The organism is Virgibacillus sp. AGTR (assembly GCF_016919725.2).
GTDB classification, from domain to species: Bacteria; Bacillota; Bacilli; order Bacillales; family Amphibacillaceae; genus Virgibacillus; species Virgibacillus salarius.
Genome location: NZ_JAJERH010000078.1, coordinates 1 through 20638 on the forward strand (window position 1 = coordinate 1; position 20638 = coordinate 20638).

Below are 20638 nucleotides of genomic sequence, written 5' to 3' on the forward strand. Positions count from 1 at the left end.
GAACAAAAGCGCAAACGCCCGATTAGAAAATTAGCGACTGGAGCGAGTCAACGGAGATAAAGGAATCATGGTGTGCTTGCGAGCCAATGATGACTTAGATTAAAGCGATTCGTGAAGTTGCCTAGTTTCTGAGCGCTTAAGCAGGACTGGGCTCAACACGCCTATATTTATTCATATGGACAAATTTTATAATTTCCTCTACAAAAAACCTTGCTTCGATAAACATCAAAGCAAGGTTTTGTTCTAGAATTGTAATTAGCCTTCTAGTAATAAATCATATGGGTCTTCAAGCAGTTGTTTCACTCTAACTAGGAATTGAACTGCTTCCTTACCATCTACAATACGATGATCATATGAAAGTGCAAGATACATCATTGGGCGTACTTCAATTGTGTCATCAGGCATTACCATGGCCCGCTTTTGGATGTTATGCATCCCTAGAATCCCCACCTGTGGTGCATTTAAAATTGGAGTTGATAGCATAGAACCAAAAGTACCACCATTCGTTATGGTAAATGATCCACCTTGTAACTCACTCATTTCTAACTTCTTATCACGAGCCTTTTTACCAAGGCTACCAATTTCCTTCTCAACTCCTGCGAAGTCAAGGCGATCAGCATCACGAACTACCGGAACTACGAGTCCATCATCAGTGGAAACTGCAATGCCAATGTCATAGAATTTTTTGATAACTAATTCATTACCTTGAATTTCTGCGTTTAATAAAGGAAAGTCTTTAAGCGCTCCTACTACTGCCTTTGTAAAGAAGGACATAAATCCTAGTTTAACCCCATGCTTTTCGATAAACTTCTCTTTTCTTTCACTTCGAAGTTTCATGACATTGGTTAAATCAACTTCATTAAACGTCGTAAGCATCGCTGCTTCATGTTGAACATCAACTAAGCGCTTAGCAATTGTTTGACGGCGGCGAGACATTTTAACTCGCTCCACAGGCTTAGCAAATTCTGTTTTTTCAGCTGGTTTTTTCTCCTCTTTAGCAGGCTTAGATGTATTGCTCGCACCGCTAGCAGCAGCTTCCACATCCTCTGGACGAATTCGACCAAGTGGATCTCGAGGGCTAACCGCACTTAAATCAATATTATGTTCACGTGCTCGTTTACGGGCAGCTGGAGAAGCGATCACATCACCTTTAGCACTGGAATCTTCTTTTGCCGGTGTTTCAGCTTTCTTCGTTTCTTTAACTTCTTCGGTTTTAGATTCTTGCGGTTCACTCTTTTCTTCAGAAGTAGAACTGCTGTTGCCCGCTTCCCCATTTTCGTCAATTTTCGCAATAACGTCGCCAACTTCTACATCATCGCCTTCTTCACGAATGATTTCGGTAATAACACCAGCGAAATCGGAGTTGACTTCCACATTGACCTTATCTGTTTCTAATTCTACTACTGGATCACCTTTTTCAACACTGTCACCTTTTTTTACTAACCATTCTGCAATTGTTCCTTCTGTTATGGATTCAGCTAGCTCTGGTACTTTAATTTCATTCATTGGAATCTCCTCCTTTTGATGGGTTGATCGCTTTTTGTACGATTTCATTTTGCTCTGTTTTATGCACGTTAGGCACTCCTACAGCTGGAGCTGAACGGTCTGGGCGTCCAATATATCTAAGTTTCTGACCATCCTGTAACAGATCTCTTAAATAATCATCAACAAAATCCCAGCTTCCCATGTTCTTTGGCTCTTCTTGAACCCATACAATTTCTTCCAGGTTCGGCAAGGCCTTTAGCTCTTTTTCCAGTTCCTTTTTAGGGAATGGATAGATTTGTTCTAATCGTAGTACACGTAACCAATCAAATTTTTCTTCTGAATGTTCTATTGCCTCTTCAATATCCACCATGACCTTACCACTACCAATTAGCAAGCGTTTTGCATTCTTCTTGCTCACCTTTAAGTTAGGCTGTTGACGTATCGGCTGGAATTTACCTTGTGTAAATTCTTCCGCTTCTGAAGCAATACGCTGATTTCGAATTAAACTACTCTTTGGTGTCATCACAACCAATGGTCTAGCTTCCTCTCTATTACGCAAAGCAGCCTGCCTACGAATAAGATGGAAGAATTGAGCAGATGAAGTCACGTAAGCTACAATCCAGTTATTCTCTGCTGCCATTTGCAGGAACCGTTCTAGTCTAGCACTCGAATGCTCTGGACCTTGACCTTCATAACCGTGCGGTAACAGCATGACCATATTTGATTTTTCTCCCCATTTCGCACGTGCAGCGGAGATGAATTGGTCAAAAACTACTTGAGCAGCATTGGCAAAGTCACCAAATTGTGCCTCCCAAATAACTAATGTATTAGAAGCCTGAACACTATAGCCATATTCATACCCTAACACACCAGCTTCAGATAATGGACTATTTCGTATATCAAATGATGCTTTAGATTCTTTCAACCCATGCATCGGACTAAATTTAACATTTGTTTCTACATCATGTAGGACAAGATGGCGGTGAGCAAAGGTACCTCTTTCCGTATCTTGACCAGTCAAGCGAATCGGAATCCCGTCTTGGAGAATGGAAGCATAAGCAAGCGCTTCTCCAGTACCCCAATCAGCCTTGCCACCCTCTTCTAACGCATTTTCACGTCGCTTAAGAATTTTCTCTAGCTTTCTATTGCTATTAAATCCTTCAGGGCGTTGCATTAACCCTTTATTCAAAGCTTTCAATGTATCCACATCAATAGCTGTTTCAAATTGATCGAGTCCGTTTGTCAATGCTTCTGGCATTGGCATTGGATTACATTTGCCGGTTTCATTTTCTTTCATACTATTATATATTTCCTGAAGTTCTGCTTCCGTACTTTTCTTCAGCTCATTAAATTCATTCTCATTTATAAGACCTTTATCTTCAAGCACCTTAGCATATACATTTGCTACTGTCGGATGCTTATCAATTTTCTTATAAAGGTCAGGTTGCGTCATTCTCGGCTCATCCATTTCGTTATGTCCATAGCGACGGTACCCTACCAAATCAATTAGAAAATCCTTATGAAACGTTTGACGGTACTCGTAAGCAATTTTCATAGCAGAAACACAAGCAATTGGATCATCAGCATTCACATGAATAATAGGAATTTCAAATCCCTTAGCTAAATCACTTGCATAACGTGTAGAACGTCCGTCAACTTGATCTGTTGTATAACCAACTAGGTTATTTGCTATGATATGAAGTGATCCGCCTGTTGAATATCCTGGTAAGCCACTCATATTAAGCGTTTCTGCAACAACACCTTCTCCGATAAATGCTGCATCACCATGGATCACAACCGGTATCGCTTTATTCATGTCCTGTTTTGGATAACCACTTTCTGAACGATCATCCTGTGCAGCACGTGCAAAACCTTCAACAACCGGATTTACAAATTCTAAGTGCGATGGATTATGAGCCAGTCTAATCCGTGTATGGTTTTCATCACCTACTGGTTCCTTTGTCGCCCCATAGTGATATTTCACATCTCCAGTCCATCCATAATTAATCCCCATTGATCCTTCTGATGGAATTAATTCTTTGTTTGGAGAATGATGGAATTCAGAGAAAATCTTATCATATGGTTTTCCTAAAACATGTGCTAGTACAGCTAAACGTCCACGATGAGCCATCCCCATCATAATATTCTCAATCTTATCTTTTCTAGCATACGTAACAATTTGATCAAGCATTGGTACCATTGCTTCTAGTCCTTCTATTGAGAAACGCTTTTGCCCTACAAAGGTTTTTTGTAGAAAGCTTTCAAATCCTTCTACATGTGTAAGTCGCTCTAATAATTGAATTTTCTCATCTTTAGACAAGTCTAATCGAGCTTTTCCTGATTCAATTAAATCCAGTAACCATTTTCGTTCTTCATCATTATTGACATGATCATATTCAAATGTAATTGTTCCGGAATAATATTTTTTAAGTTCTTTAATTACATCTAATCCATTCTCAACTTTACTCGGTGCTTTTTCCCATAGCCAATTGGCTGGCATATTTAGTAAATCCTCATTAGTTAAACCATACGTAGCTGGCTCTACCAACTCTGATTTACGTTCTTTGAGTCCAACCGGGTAAATATCTGCTTCCAAATGTCCAAAACGACGAATAGCCTCAACAAGTTTCATTGCTGAGGTAAGCTTCTTCACATCATTTATTGATGTAGCCTGTACTGCCTGATTTGAATCATTTGCATGAGATAACCATTGAGGGGCTCCATGCTCATTGAACATCTGCTTTATGGATGGATCTACTGCCTCTGGATCCTCTTTATACAAATCATATTGCTCTTCAATATACCCCATATTTGGACCATGAAATTCTGACCAGAATCTCTCATTAGATTCTTCGCTCTGTGCCACCTTTTATACCCCCATTAGAAGTTAGCGTTATCCGTTATGAAACGGTATACATTATTCATTCTACATTATAGAACTGACGAATGATTACATCAACTAATATACCCTATTTTATTAGTGGAAACAATATATTGTTCCAACCATTAATATAGTTGTAATTTTCAAATGATTAACTCTAATAGAAATGCCATATAGCCTATAATTGAATAAGTATTCACCAAAACTACTAAATATAGGTTTTCTTTTAAGTTAGAAGAGACTTTGTTCACTTTTTCTAAATAATTCGTTATAATAGAGGAAACATTAATTATAATGGTCTCTTACATAAAAGGAGGATGTCCACATGAAATTGGCGTTACTAATGGGTGTTATAATCGTATTTCTAGTTTCTATTTTCACATCTGGTTACGAATCAAAGCCTGGTATACCGAAAAATAGCCAATAGTTGGAAATGATCTAACAAAAAAAGGCATTCGTTTCGTTTTTCCCTTACTGGAATACTAACGATTGCCTTTTTTATAAATCCTGGTAGTAATGTATGTTATTAGTTTAAACCTGGAAATCCTCGCTGTCTCAATGCTTCATATACGATAATTGCTGCCGTATTTGATAAATTTAATGATCGCACCTGATCTCCCATATGAATTCGTAAACAACGATCTTCCTTACCATGCAATAATTCATGTGGAATGCCATTTGTTTCCCTACCAAATACAAAAAATAGTTCTTCTTCTATATTACTAAAATCATAATCTGTATAATGCTTGGTCCCAAAATTTTCTATATAATAATAAGAAGCCTTTGGATATGTGCGGTACAGCTCTTCGATTGAAGGATACTCACGGATGTCTACTTCTTTCCAATAATCTAATCCAGCTCTTCGTACCATCTTATCATCTGTTGAAAATCCAAGAGGATGGATTAAATGCAATGTTGCGTTAGTAGCCAAACAAGTCCTAGCTATATTTCCAGTATTTGCTGGTATCTCTGGTTGATATAAAACAACGTGTAAACTCACTTTTTCATTCTCCTTACCTACGTACTACTTTCCTAGTATAGCACTACTTTAATAAATCCGGAAAAATTTATATTTAATCTCAGGTGTCCATGCTGTTGAATCCTCATAAGACCAATAGCGATGCCTACTATTATCTGTATGTGCGTTCACTAATGGCATACCATAAGCATCTTTTGTGACAACAATTGTATTATGGTTCCACCGTCCATCCCCCTCAAAATCATAACAGATAACATCACCCGGAATTAAATCTGCTACCGTTTCCACCTCTTCTCCTCTTAGTCCTTGTGTTGAACCACTTAAATACCAACGCAGAGAGTGAGCAACCGCCCAACTGTAACTCCAGCTATTATTTCCATACCACCAGCCTCTTGCCCTATCTGAAGCTCCCTTCATTGGCGCACCACCTGCAAGTAAGCATTGAGAAATAAAATTAGTGCAATCTACATCGAACTGTTTAAACGCTGGATTATAGTTATTCCACCATCGCTCAGCGTAACGAACCGCAGCATTTCGATCATAGGAAAAACGATCATCTCCATCGCCACCAATAATATCATCGGGCATCACTTTACTTACTTTTTCTTCATGAAGTACTCTTTTTAACGAATGACCAACAATCTCTCCTTGATCTAGTCGAAATGTATATGGATAGACAGTCTCCTCTAAATATAATTGATCCTTTTGCTTAACTAAAAATGATAAATGTAAATTATAATCATAGTGTGAAGCATGATCATAGCGTAGCTTTCTATGCATATGACCATTTCCTTTAATTTGTACAATTTTTGCTTTTCGTTCCTCAAATAATGATTGCTTTCTCTCCCACCAAGCCTCTTGCCACCGATTGCTCTTAAAAAAATGGAGCCACAGTTCCTTTAATTTTTCCATAGAAAATCCCCTCCAATAGCAGTATATGGAGGGAATGCTTGTCAAACAGCTAAATATTTTCAGTGTAATGTAACGATTTATTCAGCTACTTGGTAGAAGAGGGCTGTTGAAACGCTAATCCCTTTTCCATTTCAAATCGAACTTGCTCATCATCTTCATTATCCATCGCTCGTTTAATAGCTTGAAATGCTTCTTCTGTTCCAATTTTGCCAAGTGACCATGCCGCCGTCCCACGAATGACTGGTCTGGGGTCAGATAACATGACATCAATGATTTCTTCGACTGCAGTTTTATCTTTATAATGTCCAAGTGCAATCAGTGTATTACGTTGAATTGGTTTTTTACCTCGCCAAGAGCCTGATATATGTCCAAATGTACGTTTAAACTCACGATTAGACATACGTAGCATTGGAATAAGCTTTGGCTTAGCAACTTCATGCTCTGGTTCGAATTCTGGGTGAATGTGAAAATCCACCTTGTGATTTTTGGGACAAACAACCTGACATGTATCACAACCGTAAACTCGGTTACCAATTTTAGAGCGAAATTCGTCAGGGAGAAAATCCTTTGTTTGCGTTAAAAAGGCAATACAGCGCTGCGCATTTAATTGTCCACCTTGAACGATCGCGCCAGTAGGACAAGCATCAATACATTTCGTACATGACCCACAGCTATCATCTACTGGCTCATCTGGTACAAATGGAACATTTGTAATCAATTCCCCTAAGTAAACAAATGATCCAAATTCAGGTGTAATAATGGACGTATTCTTACCACTGAAACCAATGCCAGCTCGTTCTGCAACAGCCCGGTCTGATAATTCACCGGTATCCACCATTACTTTATTTTTGCCATCAGGTACTTTTTCTTGAATAAATGCAGCCAATTTTTCTAATCGATCACGCATAACAATATGGTAGTCAACACCCCAAGAGGCCCTCGCAAACAAACCCCGTCTTTCTTCCCTTGTGCTTCTCGGTGCATCTTTCATTCGAGATGGATATGCTAACGCAATGGAGATAATGGATTGCGCCTCCGGAAGTAAACGTTTAGGCTCAGTCCGTTCTTCAATCGTTCCTTTTTCAAAACCGGATTGATACTTTAATTCCTGTTGCCTCCGAAGTCTTTCTTTTAATTCTCCAAACACATCAGCAGAGGCAAAACCAATTTTATCAATACCGATTTTTTTACTGTATTCGATAATCTCTTGCTTTAATTGATCTGTATGCATTGGTTATGTCCAACCTCCTATTACTGCTTTACCACAGCAGTCCGCATTCGATTGAAAACAGCTGCAATTTCATATCTACGTGGACGCGCTAAATCTCCCGGATGCTGATTTGGAAAAGCTGTAAAAGAACTCAATCCCTTTTCTGTCATTTGATGCTCAATTTTATCAAGAAGTTGATAAAGCGTGGTATCCTGCAAACGCTGTGTTCTATCTAAGAACTGAATAATCTCAGCAATCATTCTTGTTTGTGATGAATCAACGATTTGTTCCGTGTAAGCAAAAGAAATATCCGTTTTTCCCATCAAAATATGATGTAAGCCTTTTGCTTGCACCTTTGCACGTTTCCCTTTTTTCGTCTGTAAGGACCGCTGATGAAAATATCGACTCGTTACATCACCGAAAGAGGTTCCTGCATCAGCAGCAGACCGTTCCAATGGGTACTTTTCCATTATCGATTTAGCTTCATCAGTTACATGAAAAGGTAGATAATCTTCCATGCGAATTACTGTATCAGCTTCCGCAAAATAATCTCCTGATCCACCCATTACTAATATGGTAGATATAGCTAATTGATCACGAAGCTGTGCTATTTTATCAATAAACGGAGTGATTGGTTCTTTGTTTTGATGAACGAGTAACTGCATTCGATGATCGCGAATCATAAAATTTGTTGCGCTTGTATCCTCATCAATTAACAGTGTAGATGCACCTGCTTCTAATGCTTCCATGACATTAGCTGCTTGCGAAGTACTCCCGCTGGCATTTTCTGTAAAAAAGTAAGCTGTATCCTGTTCATGGGGCAAATTATTTATAAATGGTGAAATATTCACTCCACTTACTTTACGTCCATCCTCCGCTCGGATTTTTACCGCATCCACATCCGTTAAGACAAATTCTCGTCCGTCACCTTCTACATGGGAATACACACCTCTTTCAATTGCCTGTAACACTGTACTTTTCCCATGATATCCTCCACCTACAATTAGTGTGATCCCTTTTTTAATCGCCATTCCTCTAATAGGCTCCCTGCTATGGGGAATGGATAACTCTACTTCGTTTTTTAATGGGCTTTGAAAAGCTACTGCATCCTTTAAGGGGCGATTACTAATACCACTCTCACGTGGTAAGATTGACCCGTTTGCCAAAAAAGCAATCCAGCCATGCTCCCGCATTTGCTGCCGGATGGAATCTTGTTGATCAGCGAGGATATTTGCCTGTTCTATTTCCTCATCTTTTATTGTAAATACAGAACTATTCATAATAGAAGGTAGAGCTTGCGCGAACAATTTCTCCGCTTCCCGCCCATTAATTTTTCTCCCATTTGCAGGAAGACCGATAGACATACAAATGGTTATAGAAGAGGAATTAACTTGTACTGCACTGCGCTCCAGCTTTTCTTGTCCCGGTTGATCAAACATAATCAATCCACTCTTACCTGACCCCTTTACTGTGGAAACCTGGTTTGTAACAGCCTCACCTACTACTCTAGCAATTACATCTTCGGTCGCAATTTTTCTAGAATATGTCTTTAGCCATTCTTGTTTTATCGGCCGTTTGCTCGCGGGTATAATCATCCTTATCTTAGAAGGAGATGCAAATGGATCTCCCTGAACGTAATCAATAGCTAAATTAAAATTAGTATAACCATAATGCCCTTGTATACTTTTATATGCTTTGTATCCTTTATGATCAATTTGTTTAAGTGTGGATAATAATTGCTTCATATAAACACCTCATTTTCGTTAGAATTTAGAAATAAGCGAATCATAAGCCACTAGTTGCGTAAAAACACGCAACCTTAGAAGAATCATATAACTAATATTCGTGTCTACGCCAAAAATTTTACATGTTTATATAGAAGAAGTAAAACAGTCAATAAAGTGAAACTTCAATCCGGTTTTCACTGAAACAAACACGTACAAAGGGTTAAATCGCCACATCCTGTGGCAACGCCTTTGCGATCTACTCCCATGTAGGGTTCGAACCAATCGGACATTTTATGTCAGTCGGTCCCTCTCTTATCTATATTACTTTTACTTTATTCCTTAAGGTCGGGGGCTTACTGCCGTTATTATGTGAGATAAAAATTAAAAACGCAATACTTCGTACCATTCATTACGAAATACTGCGTTAAGACATATGTATGGAGCGGGTGAAGGGAATCGAACCCTCGTCATCAGCTTGGAAGGCTGAGGTTTTACCATTAAACTACACCCGCAAACAAATTGGAGAAATTATGTAATTTATTTATCGTTTTTTCGAACGCAATATTTATTATAGCAATTAGACTTAGACAGGTCAATAGTAATATTAATTTTTTTCGACAAAAAATTAATATTCTCTTAAACTTGTAACATGTATAATTCTTTTAACTAAACCGACTACTATAAAGTGAAAGTTCAATCAGTTGAACCTATTGGACATTTACTGGTAGTCGTTCCCTCTCTTACCCATATTGGTTTCACTTTATTGCTTGAGGTGGAGGTATTACTACCAGTTATTTTTGGAATAGATGAACGAAAATCACATGATAATTTAAACCGCTTATTTTTGTATGCTATCATTTTTTGAATTCACACAGATTATCATTACGCCATAACCTTCTGAAATACTTTTTACTATTTTCATCGTAAGGATTTACAACCTTGAAAAGAAGTTATAGAATAGTCATAAGTTTTAGGGAGGCGAGAAAGAATGGCTATATATCCAATTGTTTTAGCACAGAAAACTTTTACACATCAAGATAACTTGAAATACCCTTTTGAAGAAAGAGGGTTACAGTTTGGTGATGGTATTTATGAAGTAATACGGATTTATGACGGCTCATACTATTTACTAAAAGAGCATGTAGATCGTCTATTCCGTTCTGCTGATGCAGTAAAAATTAATCTTGCTGCTACAAAAGAAGAAATAACTGATTTGTTATTACAATTACTTGAAAAAAATAAAATGACAGGGGACGGAAAAGTTTACTTACAAGTATCTCGTGGATCAGCACCACGCGACCACGTCTTTCCTCAAGGTATCCCTGCAAACATGTATGCATATGCTCAAGACCTCCCACGCAACCTGGAGAACCTACAAAAGGGCGTATCTGTCATTACTCAGCCTGATGTACGCTGGGAAAATTGCTATATTAAGAGTTTAAATTTATTGCCAAATGTTTTAGCCAAGCAAGAAGCGAAAGAGCATGGCTGCTATGAAGCTATTTTACACCGTGATGACTTGGTGACAGAATGTAGTTCATCTAATATTTATATGGTAAAAGATGGTGACATCTACACCCATCCTGCTACTAATCGAATTCTTCATGGGTGCGTAAGAATACGCGTAGAGCAATTTGCTAATGACCTATCCATTTCGTTTAATGAAAATGGTTTTAAACAAGAAGATCTTTTCACGGCTGATGAAGTATTCTTATCTAGTAGTACCTCTGAAGTAATGCCTGTAACGATGATCGATAATAAACAAGTACAGGACGGTACACCTGGACCAATAACGAGAAAATTGCAGGAAGCATATGAAAACGATGCTAATATAACAGAAGGCAAGATCACTCACACGATTTAAATGAATTACTTCTCTTAAATTAATCTCATCATCCTTATTACAATAATTATGTATGAAATGGATGTATTGATTGTCAGAGATATTGTTAAAAAAAACTGAATCAAAGAGTATTATTCAAGACTGTCGGAAAAACGACAGTCTTTTTTAATAAGTTAAGAAAGTATAAAATCAGTGCGATGACTGCGTTAAGCTTAGTAGTTATTTTGAAATGTTAGATGTATATTGGCAATGCTCCGACTAATTACTTCGCTATGAGAAGGTGCAACAATTCTTGTCATAAGTAATAGGTTGACTTTTTTTACAATGGGTAAAGTGAAAATCGCTATCCGTGAGATAAAAGCAGCTGTGTTACTTCATGCTAGCGTTGTAGAGCCTGATAATAGCGAAGGCCGGCCACTTCAACTCCTGTGGGAAATGTTTGACCTGAAGATCCACTTTTTTGAGCGGGTTTTGCTAAAAAAGTTAGCTGAAGGACAAACCCCACGGAAAGGGAAGTGGGCAGCCGGAGTGGTGGTCAAGCAGTAGCTATTATTCCATAATAGCTACTAGAGGAAGCGTAAATCTGAGCATGTAGTGATAAGGACTGAGCGAATTTTGCTCCGTTTTTCTTATTGAAATAAACGTTCGTCAAGAGAAGAATGGATATTTCTCCTACGTTCAAGATATATCCCCCTACTTTTCTGAATATTGTGGTATACTATTTTTTTATTCTAAAAGTTGAAGGAGGAAGAAGCTTTGCAGAAAGTAATGATTATCGGCAATGGTGGTTCTGGAAAATCAACACTTGCTAAACAGTTAGGAGCAATGTTAGAAATTCCCGTCTACCATATGGACGCACTATTTTGGAAGCCTGGCTGGACACCGATCGATCGAGATACGTTAATTAGAGAGACAAAAAAGATAATGGGCCAAGATAAGTGGATCATTGATGGAAATTATAACGCGACAATGGAGATTCGAATGCAACAAGCAGATACCATCATTTTTTTACATTACCGAACTATCCACTGTCTTTACGGAATTGTAAAAAGACGGATTCAATACCGTAATAGAACACGTTCAGACATGGGAAAAGGATGTCCGGAGAAGCTTGATTGGGAATTTTTTAATTGGGTACGTACCTTTAATAAGAAAAAAGCCCCTACTATATACCATAAGCTCTCTAACTATCAGGATAAACACATCCTCATTTTTAAAAGACGAAAAGATCTAAATCATTTTGTACATACACTGCTTTAGCAAAGCAGCACTAATTGATTCTCTTTTCTAAATAGTTTAAACTATTAAAAACAGAGCTATCTGCCATGTATACTTAAAGGAGGTAATATGATGAATAGCCACAAACGTGCGCTTACATCAAATGACATTACTAAACTTGAAATTTTCAGTGATCCACAATTTTCTCCAGATGGTAAGGCTTTCACCTTCGTTTCTACTACTATCAATGAGCAGAACGACTATCAATCTCAACTTTTATATCAAAAGATGGATACAAGCGCAACAACACCCTGGACATTCGGTGCTGACAGTAACAGCCATCTTCGTTTTTCTCCAGATGGCAAAAAAGCAGTATTTCAATCAACAAGAAGTGGGCTACCACAGCTTTGGCTAATTAATACGGATGGCGGCGAAGCACAACAGCTAACTACTTTTAAGCATGGGGCTACAAGTCCAACCTGGTCAAAGGATGGAAAATCTATTCTATTTCACACTTCATTAGAAAATGATGACGATATACATAACCAAAAGGAATTATCAAGCGAAGAAAAACAAAAAATAAAAGAAACAAAAAGCAAACAACCACTTATTGTTAACCGTTTAAAATATAAATCAGATGCAAAAGGATTCCATGATACAACAAACACACAAATTATTAGAATGAATGTCGATGATTGGTCTTTAGAGCAATTAACATATGCTGATACAGATCATTTCTTTCAAGATGTTTCTCCAGATGGAAGGCAGATTTTGTTTGCAGCTAATCTAAATGAAAATGCTGATCGCGAATTATCAAACGATCTCTATTTATTAGATACAGTTACGAAAGAAATAACTAATTTGACTGAAGGTAAGGGTTCCTATCATCAAGCTTCTTTTTCTCCAGATGGGGCTAAGATTGCGTATTTTGGTCACGAATTTGCGTATAAGAGCGCAACCTTAACGGAATTGTATGTTTTTGACCTCCATACGTCTAAGCAAACTTGTCTTACTACAGATTGGGATATGCAGCTTGGCGATGCGATGATTGGCGATACTCGTTTAGGTGATTCAACAACGGGACCAACCTGGCATAAGGATGGGAGGCACCTATTCTTCATTGCAACTAGTTACGGAGCAACTGCGTTGTATCAAATTAACCTAAAGGGCAAATATCAAACGCTTTATCATAAAGATAATCATGTTTTTGGATTTACGTATAATAGCGTTAATGACAAACTTATTCTTGGTATTAGTACACCAATTAATCCTGGTGATTTTTATTTATTAAACGAAGATGCAACGCTTACTCAGCTTACCAATGGAAATGAAGTTTTACTGAACGAAATAGCCTTTGGGGAACCTGAATCGTTAAAAATAAATACTCAAGATAACTGGGAAGTACAGGGATGGCTACTTCGGCCATACGGCTTTACAGAAGGAAAAAAATACCCAATGATCTTAGAAATCCATGGTGGTCCGCACGCCATGTATGGTCAAACCTTCTTTTTTGAACTTCAATTATTGGCTGCAAAAGGATATATTGTATTGTATACGAACCCACGAGGAAGCTACGGTTATGGGCAAAAATTTGTCGATGCATGCCGTATGGATTATGGTGGTGGCGATTATCAGGATGTGATGGAGGCTGTCAATTACGCTGTTCATACATATAGTTTTATCGATGAGAATCGCCTAGGTGTAACTGGAGGAAGTTATGGAGGATTTATGACAAATTGGATTGTAGGTCATACAAATCGATTTAAAGCTGCTGTAACACAACGTTCTATTTCCAATTGGCTTAGCTTCTATGGCGTAAGCGATATTGGTTTTTTCTTTACAGAATGGGAGCATGGTTTGAATTTGTTAGATGATCCGGCAAAGCTCTGGGAAATTTCACCATTAAAATATGCGGCTGACGTGGAAACGCCGTTATTAATCCTACATGGAGAAAAAGATTTCCGATGCCCGATAGAGCAAGGCGAGCAATGGTATATTACATTAAAGCATTTAGAAAAAGAAGTAGAGTTTATACGATTCCCTGAAGCAAGTCATGAATTAAGTCGTAGCGGCAAGCCGGAGATGCGTATAGAACGACTCAATCATATTTGTCGTTGGTTCGAACAATATATTTAAAGCATCGCTTCCATCTGGACACACCATAAAGTATGAAATGGGTATAAAAGTGTTTCATCAAAGAAAAAACGAACAACTAGAAATGATGTGCGAGCGGTGTCTCCGAGCTCACGCACTGGGAACTCACCGCTGCCTTCCTCCTACAGGATAAGAGAGGAAAGGCAGCAGTACACCGCACGCAAAAATACACACTTCTTTTTTCGAGGAATCTACGTATATTCCGGAGTTGTACATTTATTCATCTTTAGAATGAACCATTTCAGTTATGTCCCACTCTACTCCCTTTAGATTATTTAGAATTGACTTTTTTTGAATCGCAGTTTAAATAATCCTGTAATGCATGCACAGCATTATTTTTTATTGTTTGCCCACCCATGACCAGTGCTTCAAATGTTTCCAAACTGGTAAAACAAGGTGTTTGAAAGCGAACTGCTAGCTCGCGGAGATAGAATCCCATTTTCCCCTTTTTTCTTCCTTGTTCCGGAATGTTTAAAATAATGTCCGGCTTCAGCTTTTCCACTGCGGTAAAAATACTCTCTCGATCCTTTGGAATAGCTATTACAGTCAATCCATGTGAAGCTAGATAATCGGCTGTGCCTTGCGTTGCCATAATGCTAGCACCTGTTTGTATACATGACTGAATCCGTGCTAAACTTCCTGCTTTCATTCGCTCAGCAATCGACACAAAAATAAGTGGTTTTTTAGTAGTATGTAACTTCATATGAATAGATAAGACCTTCGAAAAAACTTCCTCTTTTGTCTGAGATATGGTAATGATTTCACCAGTAGACTTCATTTCTGGACCTAATAGATGATCCACTCCCTTAAGCTTGCCAGCCGAAAAAATTGGTGCTTTCAACGTAACATAACTTGGTTCAGCACATAAATTCAATTGACTTGACAGCTCTTTTATGGAATGACCTAACTGAACCTTTACTGCTAACTCAACCATCGCTATATCCGTAACTTTGCTCATAATAGGTACTGTCCTAGAAGCTCGCGGATTAACTTCTAATACATAAACCACACCTTTATGAATCACAAACTGAATATTCATTATACCAATAATCGGCACTGAACTCGCTATTTGTCTAGCAATGAAAGTCATTTCTTCCTTTTCAGATTTACTTAAAGAAAATGGTGGAAACATAGCCATGCTATCTCCAGAATGAACACCTGCTTTTTCGACATGTTCAAATATTCCTGGGACTACTATATCGCTACCATCGCTAATGACATCCATCTCACATTCTTTACCCGGTAAATAAGAATCGATAAGCAATGGCCAGCAACGATCATTCGTGTCATATTGAATTCGATCCACAATATCATGCAATTCTGATTTATTGTTACAAATAAACATCGATTGTCCACCGATTACATAAGAAGGACGTATAAGAACAGGAAAGCCTAATTCATTTATTGATACTGTTAATTCATCTAAATTTTTAACAATATCACCTTTCATATGATCAATCGATAACGTGTCAAGCAAGTGATAAAACTGTTCTCTATCCTCCATCTGATCAATATGCTCAGGTAATGTACCCATAACTTTTATTCCTTCACGCTTGAGATCATTTGCTAGATTAATAGCTGTCTGCCCACCAAATTGCAGGATTACCCCCTCCACTCCCTCTTTACGAGCGACGTGAAGCACGTCTTCTAATGCTAAAGGCTCAAAATAAAGTCGATCAGCGATGGAATAATCTGTACTGACTGTTTCTGGATTATTATTAATCACTATTGCTTCATAGCCTAATTTTTTTACTGCTAAAGCTGCGTGTACGGAGCAATAATCAAATTCAACACCTTGGCCAATACGGATTGGTCCAGAACCTAGCACAAGTATTTTTTTCTTATCACGTTTAATTGCTACTTCGTCTTGTCCATGCCACGTAGAGTAATAGTATGGAGTTACAGCATCAAATTCACCTGCACATGTATCTACTAATTTATATACCGGTTTTAACTGGACTTCTTCGTATCTCGCTCTAATCTCCTTTGACGTTACACCTAATAAAAAAGCAATGCGCTCGTCACTTATATTAAATCGCTTCGCCTTTTGTAATGCTTCTCTGTCAATAGTGGCAATCGATTTTTTGGCTACCCATTGCTCGAATAAAACAATATGTTCTATTTTCCTTAAATACCACAGGTCTATTTGTGTCATTTCTTTTATTTGCCATACATTCCAACCACGCTTGAACGCTTCATTGATTGCAAACAATCGTAAATCATTAGGTGTTTCTAATAATTCTTGAAGCCTGCGAAAAGTAATTTGAGTCATCTTTGGCCAATGCATACTATTAACATTTAATTCTAATGATCGTACTGCTTTGTTTAATGCACCTTCGAATGTCCTGTCAATAGCCATTACTTCACCCGTAGCCTTCATTTGTGTACCGAGTGTACGATCAGCTTCAGTAAATTTATCATAAGAAAATCGTGGAAGTTTAACGACGCAATAATCAAGAGCTGGCTCAAAAGATGCATATGTATTCCCTGTAATTGGATTGATAATTTCATCCAATTGTTGCCCTATAGCACATTTGGTTGCAATCCTAGCAATTGGGTAGCCTGTGGCCTTGGAAGCTAATGCAGACGAACGACTTACCCGGGGATTTACTTCGATAATATAATAATCATTTGAATGAGGGTTTAAGGCAAATTGTATATTACAACCTCCAACTATCCCCAGAGCTCTAATGACTTTTAAGGAAGAAGAACGAAGTAATTGGTACTGTGTATCAGATAATGTCTGGGATGGTGCTACCACCATAGAATCACCTGTATGGACTCCAACAGGGTCTATATTTTCCATATTACAAACAATCACACATGTATCATTGACATCACGTATAACTTCGTATTCTATTTCCTTCCAGCCTTTAATACTTCTCTCTACTAGAACTTGCTGAATTGGACTTAGTTCTAACGCCTTCTGTAAACGATCCATTAATTCAGGTTCATTATAAGCAAATCCTCCTCCCTCACCTCCAAGTGTATAGGCTGGCCGTAATATAACGGGATAACCAATTTCTTTTACAAAATCAAGTCCTTCCTCTAATGTTTCAACTACCTTTGATTGCGAAACAGGCTCATGTAAATCAAGCATTAGCTGACGAAATTCTTCACGACTTTCCCCTTTACGAATTGATTGTACAGATGTACCAAGAATGTTCACTTGATGTTCCTCTAATATCCCTTGATCATGGAGCGCAATCGTTAGATTTAGCCCTGTTTGACCACCCAACGTACCAATTAATCCATCTGGTTTTTCCTTAGCAATAATAGTCGCTAAAGACTCCACTTGTAACGGCTCCATATAAACCTTATCTGCAATGTGTTTATCGGTCATTATTGTTGCCGGATTATTATTTGCAAGAATAACCTCTATACCTTCCTCTTTCAATGCTAAACATGCCTGTGTACCAGCGTAATCAAATTCAGCCGCCTGGCCAATAACAATGGGACCTGATCCAATAACCAGCACTTTCTTTAAGGATGAACAGTTGCGCATAGTTGCTTCCCCCTTGTCATTCTGGCTGTTTCAACAAAATCTGTGAATATATAATGTGCATCACTCGGTCCAGGATGCGCTTCGGGATGAAACTGTACCGTTATCACCGGAAGTGACACATGCTTCAGTCCCTCTACAGAACCATCATTAACATTTTGAAATAACAGCTGAAAATACTTGGGGTTTAAACTTTCCTTTATTACTACATACCCATGATTTTGCGAAGTTATTGTCACTTTTCCAGTAAATAAATCCTTAATAGGGTGATTAGCTCCTCGATGACCAAAGGACATTTTCTTAGTTTTTCCTCCATATGCTAAAGCAATAAGTTGATGCCCTAAACAAATTCCTAAGGTTGGGTAACGTCTCGTTAGTCTTTTTATTAAAGGAAAGTAACGTTCTAAATCTTCTGGGTCACCGGGACCGTTACTAATAATAACCCCATAAGGATTTAGCTTTTCGATATCTTCAAACGAACTGGAATGTGGAACTATTGTCACTTTACAATCTTGTTTTATCAATGCATCCACAATCGATTTTTTATAGCCAAAATCAACCAATACCACATGACAGCTGCTACCTGCTCCTAAAACAATAGATTTCTTAACACTGACCTGTTCTATCAACTTATGACTATTTGGAAGAGAAAACTTATGCCCATAACCAGGAACTATTTTTTCTAAAATCAGCTTACCACGTACGGTTTGCTGTTTTCTAATAATGGTAACTAAGGTTCGTGTATCCACATTTTTAAGTCCTGGAACAGCTGCTTGCTTTAAACTTTCTGATAATGTAATTTCTGATTGAAAATGACTTGGTGTTTCACATATATCACTTAAGATAACCCCAGCTACATGCAGATCATTACTTTCATGACTATCTGAACTAACACCATAATTTCCAATAATAGGATAGGATAAAGTTAATATTTGCCCAGCATAGGAAGGATCGGTAAGCATTTCCTGATAACCAGTCATACTTGTATTAAAAACTACTTCTCCAGAAACTTCGCATTCATAACCTATCCAATCACCCGGAAAAGTTTCACCCGTTTCTAAAACAAGAAAACCTTTTGTCATTATATTCTCACCTCTGCGTTTTTTTAGATTATTCATTATTATAGAAGTTTAACAATCAACCTTCAAGTATATTTATAAATTTTTATAAATATTTATTCATTAAATTGTATTTTAATCTGGAAATATTGTATAATCACTGAATATTTAAACCCGGTCATGATTGGGTGTGATAGTGAAGCCCCTGGAGGATAAGCAGGCAGAACATTGACAACAGTAATCATAATATTGCAGTTGTGTAGATAGAGCAGTCTTTGAAACAACGACTTGCATGAGATTATAGTGATTCTCCTACAGCAGAACAAAAGCGCAAGTGCCCGATTAGAAACGTAGCGACTGGAGCGAGTCAACGAAGATAAAGGAATCACAGTAGCTTGCAAGCCGATGATGACTTAGATTAAGGCGATTCCTGAAGCGCCTCGTTTCTGGGCGCTGGAGCTGAACGCGGCTCAACACGCCCACATTTTTCCACATGGGCTGATTTTATAAATTCCAACACTACAAAAAGAGGCTGGGTCAAACACATTTTCTTTACTCAACATACGAATAATCATATTATCAATAGGAGTATCATCGCCGCACAGTGAAAATATACGCGCTTTTCGCGGGCACGGCGCGGGAACAGCATGAGTCCGAAGGTCCACTTGGTGCTAAAGAATGATTCTGATCAAAAAACGAACGATAATTAATTTCAACTAATCATCGTTCGTTTATTTCTTCATTCTTTTGTCTCAGCCTCTTCCCTCTTAGTCTATTCAGATCATTTAACGCTTTTTGTTTTTACAGGTACCCATATTTCACTTTTAAAGGTAGGTGAATGAATATCGCTATTTTCATTCCAAAGTATTTCTGGACCTTCCACTTGCTCATAATTGGAAGATGGAAACCATTCAGAATAAATACGTCCCCAAGTACTCTGTAAGGTTTCTGGAAATGGTCCGATTGCTTCAAATACCGCCCATGTTGACGCAGGAACATGGAGCTTCACGAAAGTTGCCGGACAAACCTTCGTAGTTGCCACACCAATATAATGATCCAGTTCCCCTTTTTCCTCCATTCTGCCTTCAGAAAAACTCGTTGACGCTTGAATCATCCCTATTGGTTCTACATTAGACAGCTCCTTCAGTTGATCCATTCTCTCCTCAGATAACGATTTCCACATAGCAGCAATCTCTGGATTAACACCGTGAAAAATAATTGGTACTCTTTTCTTTAGTCCAACGATTGAAAAAGAAGCTTTTTCTTCGATACGATAATTCATTTCAATTCCTCCATGTATTGATAATCGAAAAGTCATCCGAGGATACGCTTTTAGGTAACGCCCATGATCTCTTGCCTCTGTAGGTGTTAAGCCATGTAAATTTTGAAATGCCTTGGTAAAAGAATCGGGGGAATGATATCCATACTTAAGTGCAATATCAATGACTTTAGCTTCTTTGTCTTTAAGCTCAAAGGCAGCTAGAGTTAAGCGCCTACGACGGATATACTCCGATAATGAAATACCTGCAAGGAAAGAAAACATCCGTTTAAAGTGATACTCTGAACAATAAGCCAACTTCGCAACTTGTTTATAATCGATCGTATTGATAAGATTGGCTTCTATATAGTCGACCGCATCGTTCATCCGCTTTAGCGAATCCATCTTATG

14 protein-coding genes and 1 tRNA gene are annotated in these 20638 nt (G+C 38.1%); 4 read left to right on the forward strand and 11 right to left on the reverse strand.

Going from position 1 to position 20638, the window contains the following annotated elements:
- Positions 1–255 precede the first annotated feature (255 nt).
- The 7 genes from odhB to JUJ52_RS19495 form a co-directional block, all read right to left on the reverse strand.
- Positions 256–1506: a 2-oxoglutarate dehydrogenase complex dihydrolipoyllysine-residue succinyltransferase gene (gene odhB, locus JUJ52_RS19465; RefSeq protein ID WP_205388388.1), complete on the reverse strand. Its 1251-nt coding sequence runs from the start codon at positions 1504–1506 to the stop codon at positions 256–258.
- On the reverse strand, positions 1499–4351 hold the full coding sequence (locus tag JUJ52_RS19470) for a 2-oxoglutarate dehydrogenase E1 component (RefSeq protein ID WP_205388387.1): 2853 nt from the start codon (positions 4349–4351) through the stop codon (positions 1499–1501). Before JUJ52_RS19470 ends, odhB begins: the two co-directional genes overlap by 8 nt.
- Positions 4352–4892: 541 nt before the next feature.
- Positions 4893–5366 (reverse strand): tRNA (uridine(34)/cytosine(34)/5-carboxymethylaminomethyluridine(34)-2'-O)-methyltransferase TrmL, encoded by a 474-nt coding sequence (gene trmL, locus JUJ52_RS19475; protein WP_026683003.1) that lies wholly within the window; start codon positions 5364–5366, stop codon positions 4893–4895.
- Between the two features lie 48 nt (positions 5367–5414).
- On the reverse strand, positions 5415–6257 hold the full coding sequence (locus tag JUJ52_RS19480) for an amidase domain-containing protein (protein ID WP_205388386.1): 843 nt from the start codon (positions 6255–6257) through the stop codon (positions 5415–5417).
- A gap of 85 nt (positions 6258–6342) precedes the next feature.
- Positions 6343–7488: a tRNA epoxyqueuosine(34) reductase QueG gene (queG, locus tag JUJ52_RS19485; protein WP_121604824.1), complete on the reverse strand. Its 1146-nt coding sequence runs from the start codon at positions 7486–7488 to the stop codon at positions 6343–6345.
- Between the two features lie 20 nt (positions 7489–7508).
- Positions 7509–9212, reverse strand: coding sequence for an ABC-ATPase domain-containing protein (locus tag JUJ52_RS19490; RefSeq protein ID WP_121604823.1), 1704 nt, complete (start codon positions 9210–9212; stop codon positions 7509–7511).
- Positions 9213–9632: 420 nt separating this feature from the next.
- A tRNA-Gly gene (locus JUJ52_RS19495) sits at positions 9633–9706 on the reverse strand.
- Positions 9707–10182: 476 nt separating this feature from the next.
- On the opposite strand from JUJ52_RS19495, the gene dat reads away from it, so the two are divergent.
- Both dat and JUJ52_RS19505 read left to right on the forward strand, forming a co-directional pair.
- Positions 10183–11058: a D-amino-acid transaminase gene (dat, locus tag JUJ52_RS19500; protein ID WP_205388385.1), complete on the forward strand. Its 876-nt coding sequence runs from the start codon at positions 10183–10185 to the stop codon at positions 11056–11058.
- Between the two features lie 303 nt (positions 11059–11361).
- On the forward strand, positions 11362–11583 hold the full coding sequence (locus JUJ52_RS19505) for a hypothetical protein (RefSeq protein WP_205388384.1): 222 nt from the start codon (positions 11362–11364) through the stop codon (positions 11581–11583).
- On the opposite strand, the gene JUJ52_RS19510 is transcribed toward JUJ52_RS19505, so the two are convergent.
- Positions 11573–11719 (reverse strand): hypothetical protein, encoded by a 147-nt coding sequence (locus tag JUJ52_RS19510; protein ID WP_162986387.1) that lies wholly within the window; start codon positions 11717–11719, stop codon positions 11573–11575. The genes JUJ52_RS19505 and JUJ52_RS19510 overlap by 11 nt on opposite strands.
- Positions 11720–11793: 74 nt before the next feature.
- On the opposite strand from JUJ52_RS19510, the gene JUJ52_RS19515 reads away from it, so the two are divergent.
- Together JUJ52_RS19515 and JUJ52_RS19520 are read left to right on the forward strand one after the other, a co-directional pair.
- Positions 11794–12297 (forward strand): DNA topology modulation protein, encoded by a 504-nt coding sequence (locus tag JUJ52_RS19515; RefSeq protein ID WP_121604821.1) that lies wholly within the window; start codon positions 11794–11796, stop codon positions 12295–12297.
- A gap of 90 nt (positions 12298–12387) precedes the next feature.
- Positions 12388–14391: a S9 family peptidase gene (locus tag JUJ52_RS19520; RefSeq protein ID WP_205388383.1), complete on the forward strand. Its 2004-nt coding sequence runs from the start codon at positions 12388–12390 to the stop codon at positions 14389–14391.
- 289 nt (positions 14392–14680) lie between these two features.
- Here JUJ52_RS19520 and carB read toward each other — a convergent pair whose 3' ends face one another.
- The 3 genes from carB to JUJ52_RS19535 all read right to left on the reverse strand — a co-directional run bounded on the left by carB (position 14681) and on the right by JUJ52_RS19535 (position 20632).
- Complete coding sequence (gene carB, locus JUJ52_RS19525; protein ID WP_205388382.1) at positions 14681–17914, reverse strand: carbamoyl-phosphate synthase (glutamine-hydrolyzing) large subunit; 3234 nt, start codon at positions 17912–17914, stop codon at positions 14681–14683.
- Entirely contained in the window at positions 17893–18993 is a 1101-nt protein-coding gene (locus JUJ52_RS19530; RefSeq protein ID WP_026679949.1) for a carbamoyl phosphate synthase small subunit, read from the reverse strand. The genes carB and JUJ52_RS19530 overlap by 22 nt, the downstream gene beginning before the upstream one ends.
- A gap of 757 nt (positions 18994–19750) precedes the next feature.
- Positions 19751–20632, reverse strand: coding sequence for an AraC family transcriptional regulator (locus tag JUJ52_RS19535; RefSeq protein WP_026679950.1), 882 nt, complete (start codon positions 20630–20632; stop codon positions 19751–19753).
- Between the last annotated feature and the right edge of the window lie 6 nt (positions 20633–20638).